Here is a 16730-nt window from a genome sequence, read left to right as displayed (position 1 = left end):
TTATTGTCCTTGCAAACGCGGGTTGAGCACGTCGCGCAACTGGTCGGCGACGAGATTGATCGCCACCACCGTCGCCAGCAAGGCCACGCCGGGGAAGAAACTGATCCAGTATTTGCCCGACATCAGGTATTGGAAACCGTTGGAAATCAGCAGCCCCAGCGACGGCTCGGTCACCGGCAAGCCGAGACCGAGGAAGGACAGGGTCGCCTCCAGTGAAATCGCCGACGCCACCTGCAAGGCAGCAATCACGATCAGCGGCGGCAGACAGTTCGGCAGCAGATGGCGGAACATGATGCGTAGCGGCGACAGGCCGAGCAGGCTGGCGGCTTCGATATATTCTTTTTTGCGTTCGACCAGTGCGGTGCTGCGCGTGGTGCGCGCGTAATATGCCCACTGCACGGTGACCAGCGCGATGATGATCTTGTCGATGCCGCGCCCGGTCAAGGCCAGCAAGATCAACGCGACGAGAATCGGCGGAAACGCAAGCTGGATATCGGCCACGCGCATGATCAGCGCTTCGGTGCGGCCGCCCGCATAGCCGGCCAGCAATCCCAGCGACAAGCCGATGGCCAGCGCGATCACGGTGCTGACGACGCCGACCATGACCGAAATGCGCAAGCCATAGAGGATTGCCGACAACATGTCGCGGCCTTGGTCGTCGGTGCCGAGCAGGAAAGTCAGATTGCCGTCCATCGAGGTCTTGCCGGGCTCCAGACGCGAATCCATGACGTCGAGGTGCGCCAGGTCGTAAGGATTTTGCGGCGAAATGACAGGAGCGAAGATCGCCGCCAGCAGGATCAGCAGCAACAGGATAAAACCGACGGTGGCGATGCGACTGGAGAAGAACCCTTGCAGAAACCGGACAAACGGCGGCGTGAACGGCGTGTCGGCGCCGAAGATTTTTTTCAGCATGTCAGCCTTTCGCTTCCGACAGACGCACACGCGGATCCAGCAGCGAATACAGCAAGTCCACGCACAGGTTGATCGCGATGAAGATCACCACGATCAGCGACAGGAAAGCGACGATCACCGGGCGGTCGAGTACGCGAATGGAATCGATCAGCAACTTGCCCACGCCCGGCCACGCGAAGATCGATTCGGTGACGATCGAGAACGCGATAATGGAACCAAATTGCAGCGCCACCACGGTGACGATGGGAATGAGAATGTTCTTGAGCACATGCACGCCGATGATGCGGCTATTGCGCAAACCCTTGGCGCGCGCGAACTTGACATAGTCCTGCAGCAGCGCCTCCTGGGTCCCGGATCGCGTGAGCCTGATAATGAGCGCGATGTTGAACAACGCCAGGTTGAGCGCCGGCATCAGCAAATGCCTGAGTCCGTCCCAGGTCAGGAAGCCGAACGGAATGCCCAACAACATCCGGGTCTGCCCGCGTCCGCCGGTCGGCAGCCAGCCCAGCTCGACGGCAAACACCATGATCAGCATCAGCCCGACCCAGAACGTCGGCAGCGAAAAACCGAAAATCGATACCGTCATGATGGTTTTCCCGGCCAGGCCCTTGGGCCGCAATCCCGCCCACAGGCCGAGCGGCAGGCCCACCACGATGGCGATCAGGATGGCCGAGATCGCCAGCTCAAGCGTGGCGGGCAGGCGTTCCAGGATCAGTCCCAGCGCCGGCGTCGCATACACGAAGGAGCGCCCCATGTCGCCGGCCAGCGCGTTCTTGATGAAATAAAAATACTGCACCCATAGCGGCTGGTCCAGTCCGAACGCCGCAATTACATGCGCGCGCTCGATCTGGTCGGCATCGGCGCTGATGAGGATGTCAATCGGATTACCGATGGCGTAGACGCTGACGAACACCAGTAGCGACATCAGCAACAGCACGGCGAGGCTCTGTACACAGCGGCGAATGATAAAAACGAGCATTGGCGGTTGGCTGGATTAAAGGGCAAAGTGCAGATGGTGCATAAATCGTGCAAGAGAAGCAACTACATTTCGCGAAACCTGAGAGTAATATAGACGACACGGCGGCAAAAGACCGTCCCCATTCTCTCCACGACAAATGTCGAAATAGCAATATAGCAGGTGTTTAACGAGGCACTCATCATGAAACTCATCGATCCGATCACCAAATTCCACGCGGAACTGCAAAAAATCCGGCGCGACATCCACGCCCACCCCGAATTGAGCTACGAAGAACAGCGCACCTCCGACGTGGTGGCGCAGAAACTGACCGAATGGGGCATTCCGGTCGTGCGCGGCCTGGGCGTCACGGGCGTGGTCGGCATCATCAAGAACGGCAGCAGCCCGCGCGCCATCGGCTTGCGCGCCGACATGGACGCGTTGCCGATGCCGGAGCTCAATACCTTCCAGCACGCATCGAGACATGCAGGCAAGATGCACGCCTGCGGCCACGACGGCCATACCGCCATGCTGCTGGGCGCGGCACACCACCTGTCGCAGTATCGCGATTTCGACGGCACAGTGTATGTGATTTTCCAGCCGGCCGAAGAAGGCGGACGCGGCGCCGAACGCATGATCCGGGACGGTCTGTTCGAGAAATATCCGATGGATGCGGTGTTCGGCATGCACAACTGGCCCGGCATGAAGGCCGGCCAGTTCGGCGTCACGCCCGGCCCGATGATGGCGTCGAGCAATGAGTTCGAAGTGATCGTCAAGGGCAAGGGCTCGCATGCGGCGCAACCGCACAAGAGCATCGACCCGGTCATGACGGCGGTGCAGATCGCGCAGAGCTGGCAGACCATTGTGTCGCGCAACGCCAATCCCAACGATCCGGCGGTGCTGTCGATCACCCAGATCCACGCCGGCAGCGCCACCAACGTGATTCCCGACGATGCCAGCCTGATCGGCACCGTGCGCACCTTCAGCACGCCGGTGCTGGACCTGATCGAGCGCCGCATGCGCGAGATTGCCGAGCACACCGCTGCCGCCTTCGATGCTGAAGTCGAGTTCAACTTCACGCGCAACTACCCGCCGCTGATCAACCATGCCAAGGAGACTGCGTTTGCCGTTGAAGTCATGCAAGGCGTGGTCGGCGCCGACAACGTCGACGCCACAGTCGAGCCGACCATGGGCGCGGAAGATTTCGCCTTCATGCTGCAGCACAAACCCGGCTGCTATGTTTTCATCGGTAACGGTGAAGGCGGCCACCGCGACAGCGGCCACGGCCTGGGGCCATGCAACCTGCACAACCCGAGCTATGACTTCAACGACGACCTGCTGCCGCTCGGCGCGACCTATTGGGTGCGGCTGGCGGAGGCTTTCCTCAAACCCCGGTAAGCGCACGGGACGCCTTCAACACGGCGGCGCATAAATGTGCCGCCGTTTTTCATTGCGGCATCGATTAGAAGTCATTGCATCAATAGGTACCGCAATACGTTCTAATCAATCCGCCAGAATCGCCACCGCCTGCCTGCCATAAGCGACGAGGTAGCCGCCGTTCTGCTGCTGCCATGCGCGCGCCGTTTCCTGGTCGGCAAACCAGTTCTGGCGGAAGTCGCCGAACTGGCCTTGCTCCAGCCGGTAGCGGTCCAGCACTTCCATGCCGCGGCTGTCGATGTCGTGCTTGCAAGTTTCCCAGCCGGCGAAACCGAGTTCGCGCGCCAGCGTATGCAGGACATGCTTGAGCTGCAAGGTGTCGCGGACGGCATAGAGGTCGGCAACGCCGAGTTCCGGCATCACGCCGGCGTCGATGATCCGGCGCAGCACCGGCAAGGCCTTGCTGGGCTGGCCGGAGCGGCCTTCGCGCACCAGGCGGCGCGCGTGGCGACGCAAGAACTCGCTGTTGCAGCAGGATTCGCCGGAAATGGCTCGGAATTGTTTAAACAGGGGATGGGTGGTGGACCACATAACGTTCCTTTCATCGTGACCGTTCTCGCTACGGTCATGTCAAGGTTTCAACGTCAGGGCGTATCCGAAAAGGAAGTACCGCATAACAAATCTACAGGCGCATCAGCTTTCGCGAGAGCGGGCTTCCTGTCAGGCCCGGCGCCATTTTAACGGTGATTGCACGATGGCTGCAACCGCTATCCAGAAATTGTCGTTTCAGGCATGATCGACGCTCATCGGCCATCCGACGATAAATCGAACGATAACAAGGAGAACACATGAAACTGGTTGCCGACATTCTGATCGCACTGATCGCCGTACTGCACGTCTGGATCCTGGTGCTGGAGATGTTCCTGTGGACGCAGCCGATCGGACTGAAGACCTTCCGGCAATCGCGCGAAGCGGCCGAAGCATCGAAAACGCTCGCGGCAAATCAGGGCCTGTACAACGGTTTTCTGGCGGCCGGCCTGGCGTGGGGACTGGTCGGCGACGACGGCGCCATCAAGCTGTTTTTCGTCGCCTGCGTGCTGATCGCCGGCATTTATGGCGGCCTGACCGCCAAACGCTCGATCCTCTATGTACAAGGTTTACCGGCCCTGCTGGCGCTCATCGCCCTGTTCGCCGCCCGCTGATGCCAATGTCAGCGCAAGCGATTATTCCGTGACGACGGCAGGCTGGCGCAGCAGGCGGATATCGCCGTACCAGGCTTCGACTTTTTCTTCGGTGTTGTCGGTATCGGTCAACACGCCGACGCCGATCAGGCGTCCCGGCTGTTCGCCGTAAATCTTCACGTAGTCGTCGACGATATTGCGTTGGTAGCCGACCCATTTGCCGACATTCGCCGGCCCGCTTTCGGCGACCAGCATCTGGATACGGCCGGTGCGCGTATTGGCGATGACGCTCCCCTTCGGCGCTTTGTTTTCCCAGATGTACATCAGGGTCGCGTAGGGAAATTCATGTCCCGACACCAGCTTGGCGGTGTCGAACAGGATGGTGTCCATGAAGGAGAGCTTGCTCTTGTCGCCGTCGAAAGCCAGGACAATGCGCACCGGCGAGTCCTCGGTGTCGCGGTAGCGGTTGTCGGCGGTCTTGATCAGCGCGGAAGTCTTCCAACTCCAGCTCAACCACGGCTGCTTGGCCGGATCAATGCTGACGGTGTGGCGCAGTCCCGACGACGCCTTGTCGGCATAAGCGCGCAATACCGTGCGGTCGCCGTCCTTGACCAGGCCGTACTCGGTCATTTTTTTCTTGCGCATCAGCACCAGCGGCTCCCATCCGTTCGGCAACCCTTCGGGGGGATTGGCGGAAAACAGCGCCAGCGCCTGATCCAGGCGGATTTGCTTGGCCGCCGGATCATGCGCTTTTTGGGTGTCCCGCATATTGGCGCAGGCGGCCAGGAGGGCGACGATACTTGTCATGACGGCCAGGCGCAGCGTGGAAGGTACCGAGGATTTGACGACAGACTTCATGGATTTCTTTGCAAAAGGATGCTGCGGGCAGGTGCGGAGGCGGCTGGTCAGTTTTGCTGGCGCAGGATATTGATGAACATTTTCCCGATCGAAGACAGCGTGGCATTTTTGCGCGTCACGATACCATAGTGCTCGATGCGGGTCTTCAGATGCACAGGCAGGATGCACAGCATCTGCTTGGCGGCGAAAAAATGGGCGATGTCCAGCGGCATCACCGCGACCATGTCGGACTGCGCCAGCAAGGTGACGGTGACGAAAGGCGAAGCGGTCTCGATGACGTTGCGCGGCAGCTTCAGGCCTTCCAGCTTGAATTCATGTTCTATCCAGATGCGCATGGGCATATTGCTGGAATAGACGATCCACGACGATGTCAGCAATTCCTGCAGCCGTACCTTCTGCACCGTCGCCAGCGGATGGTCGAGGCCGGTGACGATGCACATCGGCTCTCCGCGCAGCATTTCGTAGTTATAGAGTTGCGGCTGCGAACTGACCGAGGAGCGTCCCACCATCAGGTCGATGCGGCCCTGGTCGAGCAGCAGCAACTGGCGCGCGCTGGTGTCTTCGGTGATTTCGATCGAGACTTCCGGCTGCACTTCGCGCAGGCGCGTCAGCGCGCGCGTGACCAGCGGCGCGGCGCCCATGATGGTGCCAATGGACAGACGGCCGCCCTGCCCGGTCAGCATGCCTTGCAATTCGTCGCGCAAGTTGCTGATGTCGCTCTGGATCAGCCGTGCATAGCGGATCACGCAGCGTCCCAGCTCGGTGGCTTCGATGCCGCGCGGCGAACGGTCGAACAAGGTCACGCCCAGCGCCGATTCCATTTCGTGCAAGGCCTTGGTGGCCGCCGGCTGCGTCATGTGCATGACTTCCGCCGCCTTGTGCAGCGAGCCCTGCTCGTCCAGCGCCGTCAGGAGCGCCACCTGCCTGAAGCGCAGGCGGCTGACGATGGCGCCTACCGAAGGCAATACGGAAGACGTTTCTTGCAATGTATCCTGCAATCCTTGCAGTTGGTTATCACCCGATGAATTAAGGTCATTAGACATCGTTGGAGAAGCCTCTTATATTTTGTCCGGCAAAAACACAATGCTAACGCATCCATACGAGGGCCTGTTAATAATCAATTTGCGAGTGCGAACGCGCGGCAGGCGTTGATTGCCTAGGCGCAGCGACGCGACGTAGCGGTACTACGGCAAGGAGCGGCAACAACGGCAGGCGACGCCTGCAGCCGTTCCCGAAGGGTTCGCCCCAGAAGGCGCGCTGGCGGCGTTGCATGGCGTGGCAGGTGGGCCCGCCACCTGCCACGCTACGCGCCTTGCCAGCACGCCTTCTGGGGCGAACGCATCTCGCAAATTGATTATTAACAGGCCCTAGGATGCGAATAATTAATTATGGAGATATTTGCGGAATTGATCTGACTCGGATGAATTCGGCGTGCAGGGCGCCTTTGCTGCGCCACAGCATCGGATGCGCGTTCGGCTGCGTCCGCAAATTTCTCGCCATCCATCGGAGACAGCGTGAGACTGATTCAATTCGAAGACCGCCAGGGCGGCCGCAAAGTCGGCATCGTCAATGGCAAGGCCATCAACGTGGTTTCCCAGGTCAAGACCATGCGCGAGCTGGCGCTGCTGGCAATTGCCACGGGCAATTCGCTGGAACGCCAGGCGCAACTGCTCAATAGCAATGTGCAGGAAGACTACGCCGCCATCCTCAGTGAAAATCGCGTCCTGGCTCCATTGGATCATGAAGATCCGGCGCACTGCCTGGTGTCGGGCACCGGTCTGACCCATCTGGGCAGCGCCGCCACGCGCGACAAAATGCACCAGAAGCTGGACGACGACGAAAGCGCCATGACCGACACCATGCGCATCTTCAAATGGGGGCTGGAGGGCGGACGTCCGGGCCGCGGCAAGATCGGCGCCCAGCCGGAATGGTTCTACAAGGGCGACGGCGCCATCGTGGTCAATCCCGGCGCCGCCTTTCCGGTGCCGGAGTTCGCCGAGGATGCCGGCGAAGAACCCGAGCTGACCGGCCTGTACCTCATCGGCGATGACGGCCGGCCACATCGTCTCGGCTTCGCCATCGGCAACGAATTTTCCGACCACGTGGTCGAGCGCAAGAATTACCTGTATCTGGCGCACTCCAAGCTGCGCTACTGTTCGTTCGGCCCGGAACTCCTGGTCGGCGACCTGCCCGCCAATCTGGTCGGCATGAGCCGCATCCGCCGCGATGGCCGCGTGATCTGGGAGAAGGAATTCCTGTCCGGCCAGGACAATATGTGCCATGCGATCGAGAACCTGGAATACCACCACTTCAAGTACAACCAGTTCCTGCGTCCGGGCGACATCCATGTACATTTCTTCGGCACCGCGACCTTGTCGTTCGCCGACGGCGTGCGCACCCAGCTCGGCGACAGTTTCGAAATCAGCCTGCCCGATTTCGGCGAGCCGCTGATCAACGGCATTGCACGCGAACAGTCGCGCATTGCCATCGACGGCATCAAAGTACTTTGATTTTTCGGCCAGCAAGTTTCAGGAATTTTGTTTTAACGAACAGAAAAGCGCCCACGAAGAGGCGATTGCCGATACGCTCCCCCGGACCGGACATCCGATCCGGAGAGCGTGTCAATAACGAACGGCTTTGTGTAGCGGACATTCCCGGTCCGGTGCCAGGCCTCAGCAAGGAGACCCAGCAATGCAAAAAAACTTCACCCCCGGCGTGCAGCATGACGGCGCCTGCGCGCGTCGCGCCATCCATTCGTCCCCTGTCGGTTGCGGACCGTGCGAACGCGATCGCCGCGTTCTTGCAGTCGGCCTCGCGGTCTGATCCTACGCTCGCCACAGTAGCGGCCGGCGCCCTTGTCTGAAAACGCGCCGGCATCAAAGAATCAGTCGCAGACCTGGAGACTTCATGCATTACACCTTTGACTTCATGAGCGTGTTCGTCAACTGGCCCCGTTTGCTCTACGGCGCCTGGTTGACGGTACAGTTGTCGGCGCTCTCCATTGTATTGGGCTTTGTGGTCGGCACGTTGTGCGCCATCGCCTACAAGAGCAAGAGCTGGCTGCTGCAGGCGCTAGTGAAAGCGTATGTCGAAATCATCCGCAATACGCCGCTGCTGGTGCAGGTGTTCCTGGTCTATTTCGGCCTGGCGAGCATCGGCCTGAGACTGACCGCGGAAACCGCCGCCGTGATTGCGCTGACCGTCAACGTCGGCGCCTACACGGCGGAGATCATGCGCGCCGGCATCAATTCGATCCATCCGGGACAGATCGAGGCGGCCGAATGCCTCGGCATGTCCAGGTTCCATGTCTACTGGCATGTGGTGCTGCTGCCGGCGGTCGAACGCGTCTATCCGTCGCTGACCAGCCAGTTCATCCTGCTGATGCTGGCCTCGAGCATCACTTCGCAGATTTCCGCCGAAGAACTGACAGCAACCGCCAACCTGGTGCAGTCGGAAACCTTCCGCAGCTTTGAAGTCTACGTGGTGATCGCCGTCGCCTACCTGGCCTTGTCCTTCCTGTTCCGCGCCGCGTTCTGGCTGATCGGGAAAGCGTCGTTTGTGCGCAAGCGCAAACTCGGCACCAATCTGTAAGGAAACAGCGTGACCTCATTTACCTTTTTACACGTCGAGTACCTGTTGCAGGCGGCGGTCTGGACCATCGTCCTGTCGCTGATCGCTTTCGTCTGCGGCGGCGCCGGCGGTTTCGTGATTGCACTGGGCCGCGTCTCGAAGTCGGCCACGTTGCGCAGCATCGCCAGTTGGTACATCCAGATCGTCCAGGGCATTCCCTTGCTGGTGGTGCTGTTCGTCACCTACTTCGGGCTGGCGATTGCGGGATTCAAGCTGTCGCCGCTGGTGGCTGCCGGGATTTCGTTTGCGGTGTACTGCGCCGCCTTCCTCGGCGAAATCTGGCGCGGCTGCATCGAGGCGGTGCCCAAGACCCAATGGGAAGCGTCGGAGTGCCTGGGCTTCAACCGCTTCGAGCAATTGCAGAAGGTGATCCTGCCGCAGGCGTTCAAGATCGCCATTCCGCCGACCGTCGGCTTCATGGTGCAGATCGTCAAGAACACTTCGCTGGCGTCGGTAATCGGCTTTGTCGACCTGTCGCGCGCCGGCCAGATCATCAACAACTCGACTTTCCAGCCGTTCACGGTGTTCGGCTGCGTGGCCCTGATCTATTTTTGTCTTTGCTATCCGCTGTCGGCGCTGAGCAAGCACTTTGAAAGGAAATTGAATGTCAGCAATCGTTAGCATCAACAATCTGCACAAGAGCTTCGGCGCCAACAAGGTGTTGAACGGCGTCTCGCTGGACGTGCAGAAAGGCCAGATGGTCGCGATCATCGGCCGCAGCGGATCCGGCAAGAGCACGCTGCTGCGCTGCCTCAACGGACTGGAGCGCATCGACTCGGGCGACATCAACGTCTGCGGCCACGACATCCACCATCCGGACAAGCTCAACCTGCGCGAACTGCGCAAGCAGGTCGGCATCGTGTTCCAGAGCTACAATCTGTTCCCGCATGTGACGGTGGAGCGCAACATCACGCTGGCGCTGACCACCATCAAGAAGCTGTCGTCTGCAGAAGCGAAGAAAATCGCGCACAATGTGCTGACGCTGGTCGGCCTGGAAGCCAAGAAGGACGCCTATCCCGAGCAACTGTCAGGCGGCCAGCAGCAGCGCGTGGCGATCGCGCGTTCACTGGCGATGGCGCCGGAATTGATGCTGTTCGACGAAGTGACGTCGGCGCTCGACCCGGAACTGACCGGCGAAGTGTTGAAGGTCATGGAGGACTTGTCCAGGCAAGGCATGACCATGGTGCTGGTCACGCATGAAATGGCGTTCGCGCGCAAGCTGGCCGATATCCTGGTGTTCATGCATCAGGGAAAAGTCTGGGAAGTGGGGCCTCCGGACGAATTGTTCACCCATCCCAAAACAGCCGAGCTGGCCAAATTCGTCAGCAGCGATCTGTAGATCGGCCGCACTGGCTATACCGGCAACACCACCTTGCAGTAAAAATTCATACCTCAGGAGACAACATGAAAAACTTATTGAAGTTCACCAAAAAAGCGACAGCCGTCATCCTCGGCCTGGCTTGCTTCGCCCAGGTCGTCCATGCCGATACGCTGGCCGACATCAAGGCGCGCAAGAAAGTCCTGATCGCCGTCGACCTCGGCGCGCCGCCTTTCGGCATGACCAATGCCAAGCTGGAGCCGCAAGGATCGGACGTCGAAACGGCGCGCGCGCTGGCCAAGGACTTGGGAGTGGAACTGGAGATCGTGCAGGTGACCGGTCCCAACCGCGTGCCTTTCCTGATGACCGGCAAGGCCGACATGGTCATCGCAACATTCAGCATCACGCCTGAACGCGCCAAGGTGGTGACGTTCACGCATCCGTACGGCGCTTCGCAATTCGTCGTGGCGGCGCCGAAAGGCATCGCGATCAAAGGCCTGCCCGATCTGAACGGCAAGCGCATCGCCGTCGTGCGCGGCAACATGCAGGATTCGCTGTTGACCCCGCTGGCGCCCAAGGGGGCAACCATCGTACGCTTTGACGACGATGCAACCGTGACCGCCGCCGTCGTCTCCGGCCAGGTCGACGGACTGTGCACGCCGAATGCGCTGGCGGCTGCGATCGCCCGCCAGAACCCATCGAAGAACCTGGAAACCAAGTTCGCCATCAAGGATATCCCCTACGCTATCGGCATCCGCCAGAACGAACCTGAACTGCAAAAATGGCTGAATGCGTGGATCGACACCAACACCAAGAACGGCCGCCTGGGTAAGATCTACCAGCAATGGGTCGGCACGCCGATGCCTGACCTGGCGCAGTTCGCAGCGAAGTAATTCGCGTACATGCCGCGGCCGGCGCATAGATATGCGCCAGCCTGCGCGACATTCTCATTTTTACCGAGATCATCATGAAATCTATTTCTCCCGTCATCCGATTGAATCCTGTCGATGATGTCGTCATTGCGCGCCGCCAACTGATCCCCGGCACCATTCTCGAAGAAGAGAACGGCCTGCGGGTCGGCGCACTGATCCCCGCCGGCCACAAGATGGCCACGCGCGCCATCGCCGTCGGCCAGCCGATCAAGCGCTATGGACAAATCATCGGCACCGCCAGCCAGGCCATCGAGCCGGGCCAGCATGTGCACACGCATAATCTGGCCATGGCGGAGTTTTCCCGCGAGCACTCCTTCGGCGCCGATTTCAAGCCGGTCGATTATGTCGAAACGCCGGCCACGTTCATGGGCATCGTGCGCCCGGACGGCCGCGTCGCCACGCGCAATTACATCGGCGTGCTGACCTCGGTGAACTGCTCGGCGACTGCCGCGCGCGCCATTGCCGACTACTTCCGCCGCGATATCCATCCGGAAGCGCTGGCCGATTTCCCAAATGTCGACGGCGTCGTCGCACTAACCCACGGCCTCGGTTGCGCGGTCGATTCGGAAGGCGAACCGCTGGCGATGCTGCGCCGCACGCTGGCCGGCTACGCCAAGCATCCCAACTTCGCCGCCGTGCTGATCGTCGGCCTCGGCTGTGAAACCAACCAGATCTCCGGTTTGCTGGAAGCGCACAACCTGAAAGAGAACGAGTATTTCCACACTTTCACGATCCAGAGCACCGGCGGCACCGCCAAGACCGTCGCACTAGGTATCGAGAAGATCAGGAAGATGCTGCCGGCCGCCAATAACATCAAGCGCGAGCCCGTCCCTGCCAGCCACCTGACGTTGGGCCTCCAGTGCGGCGGCTCGGACGGCTATTCGGGCATCACCGCCAATCCCGCTCTGGGCGCGGCGGTTGACCTGCTGGTCCGACACGGCGGCACGGCGATCCTGTCGGAAACACCGGAAATCTACGGTGCAGAGCACTTGTTGACGCGCCGCGCAGTGTCGCCGGAAGTCGGCGAAAAACTGCTGGCGCGCATCGCCTGGTGGGAAGAGTATTGCGCCAAGAACGGCGCCGAGATGAACAACAATCCGTCGGCCGGCAACAAAGCCGGCGGTCTGACGACCATCCTGGAAAAATCGCTGGGCGCCGTCGCCAAGGGCGGCACCTCCAACCTGGTGGACGTCTACAAGTACGCAGAGACGGTAACGGCCAAGGGCTTCGTCTTCATGGACACGCCCGGCTACGATCCCATCTCCGCCACCGGGCAGGTCGCCGGCGGCGCCAACATGATCTGCTTCACCACCGGTCGCGGCTCCGCCTACGGCTGCGCGCCGTCGCCGTCGCTCAAGCTGGCGACCAACACGGCGCTGTGGCAGCGTCAGGAAGAAGACATGGATATCAACTGCGGCGAGATCGCCGACGGCATGGCCACGCCGCAGGATATCGGCGCCCAGTTCTTCCAGATGATCCTCGATACGGCTTCCGGCAAGAAGACCAAGAGCGAATTGCATGGCTACGGCCAGGACGAATTCGTGCCGTGGCATATCGGCGTGTACACCTGAAGGTTGTTTCTCCTTGCTGCCGCCGGTGATCGTTTTCCGGCGGCAGTTTTTCCTTCGAGGTGCTGCGATGTGCTTCAAGAATCTGTTCCGGAAGCATTTCTCAGTATCCCGTTCATTGCACGACATTTCATCTGGAGCAAGGTATGGCACAAGCATTCACAGTTCAGGCCCACCTGCCTGAAGATCATCAACAAGCGACATTGGTCGGACGCATATGGCAACCCGGCGTCGGTCCGGTACTGGTCAAAGTGCAGGCCGACGGCGTATACGACCTGAGCCCTGTCGCAGCGACATCGAGCCAGTTGCTGGAGCTGGACAATCCCGCTGCCGCCGTCGCGCAAGCCAAGGCGCCGCGCCTGGTTTCGCTGGAAGACTTGCTGGCCAATGCCGACGCCGCCAAACGCGACACTTCGCGTCCCTGGCTACTGGCACCGATCGATTTGCAGGCGGTCAAAGCCAGCGGCGTGACCTTCGTCGCCAGCATGCTGGAACGCGTGATCGAAGAGCAGGCGCGCGGCGACGCCGGCAAGGCCGAAGCGGTGCGCAAGGCGATCACCGCCGTCATCGGCGACAACCTGTCGAGCGTGGTGCCGGGTTCCGACGAAGCCGCCAGGCTCAAGGAAGTGCTGCTCGCGCAAGGCGTCTGGTCGCAATACCTGGAAGTCGGTATCGGCCCCGATGCGGAAATCTTCACCAAAGCGCAGCCGCTGTCCTCCGTCGGCCTCGGCGACGAGGTCGGTATCCATCCCAAATCGGTATGGAACAACCCGGAGCCGGAGATCGTACTGGCGATCAACAGCCGCGGCAAGGTAGTCGGCGCCACGTTGGGCAACGATGTCAACCTGCGCGACTTTGAAGGCCGTAGCGCGTTATTGCTGGGCAAGGCCAAGGACAACAACGCTTCCTGCGCAGTCGGACCATTCATCCGTCTGTTCGATGCAAACTTTTCAATTGACGATGTGCGGCGCGCCGAACTTACAATGCAGGTCGACGGCACCGAAGGCTTTACGCTCAAAGGCAGCAGCTCGATGTCGATGATCAGCCGTGATCCGCTGGATCTTGCGCAGCATGCCATCGGTCCGAACCATCAGTATCCGGACGGCCTGGTGCTCTTCCTCGGTACCATGTTCGCGCCGACTCAGGATCGTTTCGGGCCGGGACAAGGCTTCACCCATCAGGTCGCCGATGTCGTGACGATCGCTACGCCCAAGCTCGGTGCTTTGGTGAACAAGGTGAACTTTACCGACAAGGTCGCGCCTTGGACGTTCGGACTGACAGCGCTGATCAAGAATCTGGCACAACGGAAACTCATTTAACAAAGGAAAACTCATGTCGCAATCCCCTGGACGCCTGGTCGGCAAAACCGTACTGATCACTGCCGCCGCGCAAGGCATCGGCCGCGCGTCGGTCGAACTGTTCGCCCGCGAAGGCGCGCGCGTCATCGCCACCGACATCAGCCAGGAACACCTGTCCACGCTGCAGAATGCGGAGGCGCATATCCTCGACGTGACCGACTCCGCAGCGATCAAGAAACTGGTCGACAGCATCGGCACTGTCGACGTGCTGTTCAATTGCGCCGGCTACGTCCACTCCGGGAATATCCTCGAGTGCGACGACAAGGCCTGGGACTTCTCCTTCAACCTCAATGCGCGTGCGATGTTCCACACAATTCGCGCGGTGTTGCCAGGTATGCTGGCCAAGAAGTCCGGTTCCATTGTCAACATCGCCTCGGCAGCATCCAGCGTCAAGGGCGTGGCAAATCGTTTCGCCTATGGCGCCAGCAAGGCCGCTGTGGTCGGCCTGACCAAATCGGTCGCCGCCGACTTCGTCGCGCAAGGCGTGCGCTGCAACGCCATCTGTCCCGGCACCATCGAGTCGCCGTCGCTGAATCAGCGCATCACGACGCAAGCCAAAGAGACCGGCAAGAGCGAGGCCGAGGTGCGTCAGGCCTTCGTGGCTCGCCAGCCAATGGGCCGCATCGGCAAGGCGGAAGAAGTCGCCGCGCTTGCGTTGTACCTGGCGTCGGACGAGTCGGCATTCACCACCGGCGCAATTCATATGATTGACGGCGGTTGGTCCAACTGATCTCGTGTCTTCTTCCAATGTAGTTTGCTACATCGCGATGCTGATTTACCAGCGGCCCTGTCGATCGTCCGATCGCCCGGGCCGCAGCGTTTTGCACGTATCACTCACGGTGTGCGAATTGGTATTTTTATTTTTTGATCTTGTCGACCTCGTCCGGGCAATCAAAGTGGGCATAATATTGCCTCTGCCTATTGGAAACTGCCGGAAAACAGCCCATGTCTGCTCCTGAAATTCAAGTCGCTTTCGAGACGCCCATGCAACTTGGCGAATGTCCACTATGGCATGCGGCAGAAAGCGCGCTCTACTGGATCGATATTCCCGACATGGCAGTGCATCGCCTGCACGAAGCAAGCAAGGAACATCGCAGTTGGCCCATGCCCGGCGAGCCTGGTTGCATCGCGATTCACGCCGATGGCGGCCTGCTGGTGGCATTGCGCGGCGGGCTCGTCCGTCTCAATACCGATACCGGCGAAATGACGCCCTTGCTCGATGCTCCTTACGACACCGGCAAGCTGCGCTTCAACGATGGCCGGTGCGACGCCATGGGCCGATTCTGGGCCGGTACGATCTACGAACCCCGTGATCGTGAACTCGGCAGCCTGTTCTGCTTTGATCGCGGCGAACTGCGCGATGCCGGCCATCCGGTGACGACCTCTAACGGCGTCGCTTTCAGCGTCGACCAACGCACCATGTACCACGCCAATACGCCCGCCCATCGCATCAACGCATACGACTTCGATCTCGCCGTCGGCAAGACCAGCAACATGCGCTTGTTCAAACAATTCAATGCGGATAAGACTGCGCCTGACTATGGCGGCCGTCCCGACGGCGCTGCAGTCGATAGTGAGAATGCCTACTGGTGCGCCATGTTCGAAGGCGGGCGTGTTTTGCGCCTGTCTGCGACGGGAGGCATACTTCAGGAAATCAAGCTGCCGGTGCGTTGCCCGACCATGCTCGCTTTCGGCGGCGCCGATTTGAAGACGCTCTATATCACCACTGGACGGAATGGGCGATCGCCTGCCGAGATCGAGCACTGTCCATTGTCGGGATGCGTACTATCGGTTCGTGTCGATGTTGCGGGGCAGCTTGAATATGCCTATCGCAGTTGAATCAAGCAAGAGCGCGCTCTTCGTTGTCTATTTTTGATTTTGTTTTGCCGTTTAATTGCCTTACTAGCAATGTTCACGAGCATTAAGTCAGCGTTTCCTGCAAAGCTGTGCAATTTCAGCGACAATCACGTTCCAGCTTCTTGATAACTATTGCTTTCTTTTCTAGTGGTTATGAGAAAATAGTTTTCGTGTAATAAAAGGCGCTTGTCCCGTTCTTACAAGATTTTTTCTTCCAATATTTCATACTTTCACCATAGCGAAAATCTCATGTCGATGAAAAAAATTGCTCTTAAACTCACCGTTGCCAGTATTGCGCTGATCGCTCTGCAATCGTCCAGCTACGCTGTCGATTCCACCTCTGTGGAATTCGGCGCCGGCTCCAAAGTCCAGATGCTGCGTCTCGGCGCACAATGGGATTGGAAAAACACCGCTTGGTGGCAATCCAACGGCACGCATATCGGTGGCTACTGGGATCTGACAGTCGCTGAATGGCACGAGAAGCGTTACAACAATACTGATCAAAGCAAGAACTTCACCGACATCGGTTTTACTCCGGTCTTCCGTTTCCAACGCGATGATAAGAAGGGATTTTACGGCGAAGCCGGCATCGGCGTTCATCTGTTCTCCTCACTGTACAACAACGACACCAAGAAGTTGTCGACAGCGTTCCAATTTGGCGATCACATAGGAGCTGGTTATGTGTTTTCGAACGGACTGGACCTGGGAGTGAAGCTGCAGCATTTTTCGAATGGTGGCATCAAGCAGCCGAACGGAGGGGTGAACTTTGCGGTGGTAAAAGCGG

At 59.7% G+C, this 16730-nt stretch carries 18 protein-coding genes; 13 read left to right on the top strand and 5 right to left on the bottom strand.

What is annotated here, in order from left to right; translation table 11 throughout:
• Together RV1423_RS18645 and RV1423_RS18640 are read right to left on the bottom strand one after the other, a co-directional pair.
• Window positions 1-912, bottom strand: a complete 912-nt coding sequence (locus RV1423_RS18645) for an ABC transporter permease (protein ID WP_051516773.1) — start codon at window positions 910-912, stop codon at window positions 1-3.
• 1 nt (window position 913) lies between these two features.
• Entirely contained in the window at window positions 914-1891 is a 978-nt protein-coding gene (locus RV1423_RS18640) for an ABC transporter permease (RefSeq protein WP_034299857.1), read from the bottom strand.
• Between the two features lie 180 nt (window positions 1892-2071).
• On the opposite strand from RV1423_RS18640, the gene RV1423_RS18635 reads away from it, so the two are divergent.
• Entirely contained in the window at window positions 2072-3265 is a 1194-nt protein-coding gene (locus tag RV1423_RS18635; protein ID WP_034299855.1) for a M20 aminoacylase family protein, read from the top strand.
• A 105-nt stretch (window positions 3266-3370) separates the two neighbouring features.
• Here RV1423_RS18635 and RV1423_RS18630 read toward each other — a convergent pair whose 3' ends face one another.
• Window positions 3371-3835 carry a hypothetical protein gene (locus tag RV1423_RS18630; protein ID WP_034299853.1) on the bottom strand — a complete coding sequence of 155 codons (465 nt, stop codon included), beginning with the start codon at window positions 3833-3835 and terminating at the stop codon, window positions 3371-3373.
• A gap of 257 nt (window positions 3836-4092) precedes the next feature.
• Between RV1423_RS18630 and RV1423_RS18625 the strand changes: the two genes are divergently transcribed.
• Window positions 4093-4446: a DUF1304 domain-containing protein gene (locus tag RV1423_RS18625; RefSeq protein WP_034299851.1), complete on the top strand. Its 354-nt coding sequence runs from the start codon at window positions 4093-4095 to the stop codon at window positions 4444-4446.
• A 21-nt stretch (window positions 4447-4467) separates the two neighbouring features.
• On the opposite strand, the gene RV1423_RS18620 is transcribed toward RV1423_RS18625, so the two are convergent.
• Together RV1423_RS18620 and RV1423_RS18615 are read right to left on the bottom strand one after the other, a co-directional pair.
• Window positions 4468-5283 carry a DUF3047 domain-containing protein gene (locus RV1423_RS18620; RefSeq protein ID WP_197034961.1) on the bottom strand — a complete coding sequence of 272 codons (816 nt, stop codon included), beginning with the start codon at window positions 5281-5283 and terminating at the stop codon, window positions 4468-4470.
• A 47-nt stretch (window positions 5284-5330) separates the two neighbouring features.
• Window positions 5331-6326 carry a LysR family transcriptional regulator gene (locus RV1423_RS18615; RefSeq protein ID WP_034299848.1) on the bottom strand — a complete coding sequence of 332 codons (996 nt, stop codon included), beginning with the start codon at window positions 6324-6326 and terminating at the stop codon, window positions 5331-5333.
• A 471-nt stretch (window positions 6327-6797) separates the two neighbouring features.
• On the opposite strand from RV1423_RS18615, the gene araD1 reads away from it, so the two are divergent.
• The 11 genes from araD1 to RV1423_RS18565 form a co-directional block, all read left to right on the top strand.
• A complete protein-coding gene (gene araD1 / locus RV1423_RS18610; protein ID WP_034299845.1) occupies window positions 6798-7793 on the top strand; it encodes an AraD1 family protein in 996 nt (331 codons plus the stop codon).
• Window positions 7794-7974: 181 nt separating this feature from the next.
• On the top strand, window positions 7975-8106 hold the full coding sequence (locus RV1423_RS30845) for a hypothetical protein (protein WP_255344225.1): 132 nt from the start codon (window positions 7975-7977) through the stop codon (window positions 8104-8106).
• A gap of 84 nt (window positions 8107-8190) precedes the next feature.
• Window positions 8191-8874, top strand: a complete 684-nt coding sequence (locus tag RV1423_RS18605) for an amino acid ABC transporter permease (RefSeq protein WP_034299843.1) — start codon at window positions 8191-8193, stop codon at window positions 8872-8874.
• A gap of 9 nt (window positions 8875-8883) precedes the next feature.
• The gene (locus tag RV1423_RS18600; protein ID WP_034299841.1) at window positions 8884-9534 is read left to right on the top strand and encodes an amino acid ABC transporter permease; all 651 of its coding nucleotides are present in this window, start codon (window positions 8884-8886) and stop codon (window positions 9532-9534) included.
• A complete protein-coding gene (locus RV1423_RS18595) occupies window positions 9518-10252 on the top strand; it encodes an amino acid ABC transporter ATP-binding protein (protein ID WP_034299839.1) in 735 nt (244 codons plus the stop codon). Before RV1423_RS18600 ends, RV1423_RS18595 begins: the two co-directional genes overlap by 17 nt.
• A 65-nt stretch (window positions 10253-10317) precedes the next feature.
• Complete coding sequence (locus RV1423_RS18590; protein ID WP_034299834.1) at window positions 10318-11124, top strand: transporter substrate-binding domain-containing protein; 807 nt, start codon at window positions 10318-10320, stop codon at window positions 11122-11124.
• 74 nt (window positions 11125-11198) lie between these two features.
• A complete protein-coding gene (locus tag RV1423_RS18585) occupies window positions 11199-12734 on the top strand; it encodes a UxaA family hydrolase (RefSeq protein ID WP_034299833.1) in 1536 nt (511 codons plus the stop codon).
• Between the two features lie 143 nt (window positions 12735-12877).
• Window positions 12878-14050, top strand: a complete 1173-nt coding sequence (locus RV1423_RS18580) for a fumarylacetoacetate hydrolase family protein (protein ID WP_034299830.1) — start codon at window positions 12878-12880, stop codon at window positions 14048-14050.
• A gap of 13 nt (window positions 14051-14063) precedes the next feature.
• Entirely contained in the window at window positions 14064-14819 is a 756-nt protein-coding gene (locus RV1423_RS18575) for an SDR family oxidoreductase (protein WP_034299828.1), read from the top strand.
• Window positions 14820-15034: 215 nt separating this feature from the next.
• The gene (locus tag RV1423_RS18570) at window positions 15035-15928 is read left to right on the top strand and encodes an SMP-30/gluconolactonase/LRE family protein (protein ID WP_034299826.1); all 894 of its coding nucleotides are present in this window, start codon (window positions 15035-15037) and stop codon (window positions 15926-15928) included.
• A 267-nt stretch (window positions 15929-16195) separates the two neighbouring features.
• Window positions 16196-16730: acyloxyacyl hydrolase (locus RV1423_RS18565; RefSeq protein ID WP_034299824.1), on the top strand; the 535-nt coding region annotated here is incomplete at its 3' end.

This window comes from Herbaspirillum sp. RV1423 (assembly GCF_000577615.1).
Lineage (GTDB): Bacteria > Pseudomonadota > Gammaproteobacteria > Burkholderiales > Burkholderiaceae_D > Herbaspirillum.
The sequence above is the reverse complement of the archived record's forward strand: the minus strand, read 5'-3'. Positions and strand labels throughout refer to the sequence as shown.

Coding starts and splice junctions, on each gene's coding strand:
- RV1423_RS18645 (WP_051516773.1), bottom strand. CDS start 912: ATGCTGAAAAAAATCTTCGGCGCCGACACGCCGTTCACGCCGCCGTTT.
- RV1423_RS18640 (WP_034299857.1), bottom strand. CDS start 1,891: ATGCTCGTTTTTATCATTCGCCGCTGTGTACAGAGCCTCGCCGTGCTG.
- RV1423_RS18635 (WP_034299855.1), top strand. CDS start 2,072: ATGAAACTCATCGATCCGATCACCAAATTCCACGCGGAACTGCAAAAA.
- RV1423_RS18630 (WP_034299853.1), bottom strand. CDS start 3,835: ATGTGGTCCACCACCCATCCCCTGTTTAAACAATTCCGAGCCATTTCC.
- RV1423_RS18625 (WP_034299851.1), top strand. CDS start 4,093: ATGAAACTGGTTGCCGACATTCTGATCGCACTGATCGCCGTACTGCAC.
- RV1423_RS18620 (WP_197034961.1), bottom strand. CDS start 5,283: ATGAAGTCTGTCGTCAAATCCTCGGTACCTTCCACGCTGCGCCTGGCC.
- RV1423_RS18615 (WP_034299848.1), bottom strand. CDS start 6,326: ATGTCTAATGACCTTAATTCATCGGGTGATAACCAACTGCAAGGATTG.
- RV1423_RS30845 (WP_255344225.1), top strand. CDS start 7,975: ATGCAAAAAAACTTCACCCCCGGCGTGCAGCATGACGGCGCCTGCGCG.
- RV1423_RS18605 (WP_034299843.1), top strand. CDS start 8,191: ATGCATTACACCTTTGACTTCATGAGCGTGTTCGTCAACTGGCCCCGT.
- RV1423_RS18595 (WP_034299839.1), top strand. CDS start 9,518: ATGTCAGCAATCGTTAGCATCAACAATCTGCACAAGAGCTTCGGCGCC.
- RV1423_RS18590 (WP_034299834.1), top strand. CDS start 10,318: ATGAAAAACTTATTGAAGTTCACCAAAAAAGCGACAGCCGTCATCCTC.
- RV1423_RS18585 (WP_034299833.1), top strand. CDS start 11,199: ATGAAATCTATTTCTCCCGTCATCCGATTGAATCCTGTCGATGATGTC.
- RV1423_RS18580 (WP_034299830.1), top strand. CDS start 12,878: ATGGCACAAGCATTCACAGTTCAGGCCCACCTGCCTGAAGATCATCAA.
- RV1423_RS18575 (WP_034299828.1), top strand. CDS start 14,064: ATGTCGCAATCCCCTGGACGCCTGGTCGGCAAAACCGTACTGATCACT.
- RV1423_RS18570 (WP_034299826.1), top strand. CDS start 15,035: ATGTCTGCTCCTGAAATTCAAGTCGCTTTCGAGACGCCCATGCAACTT.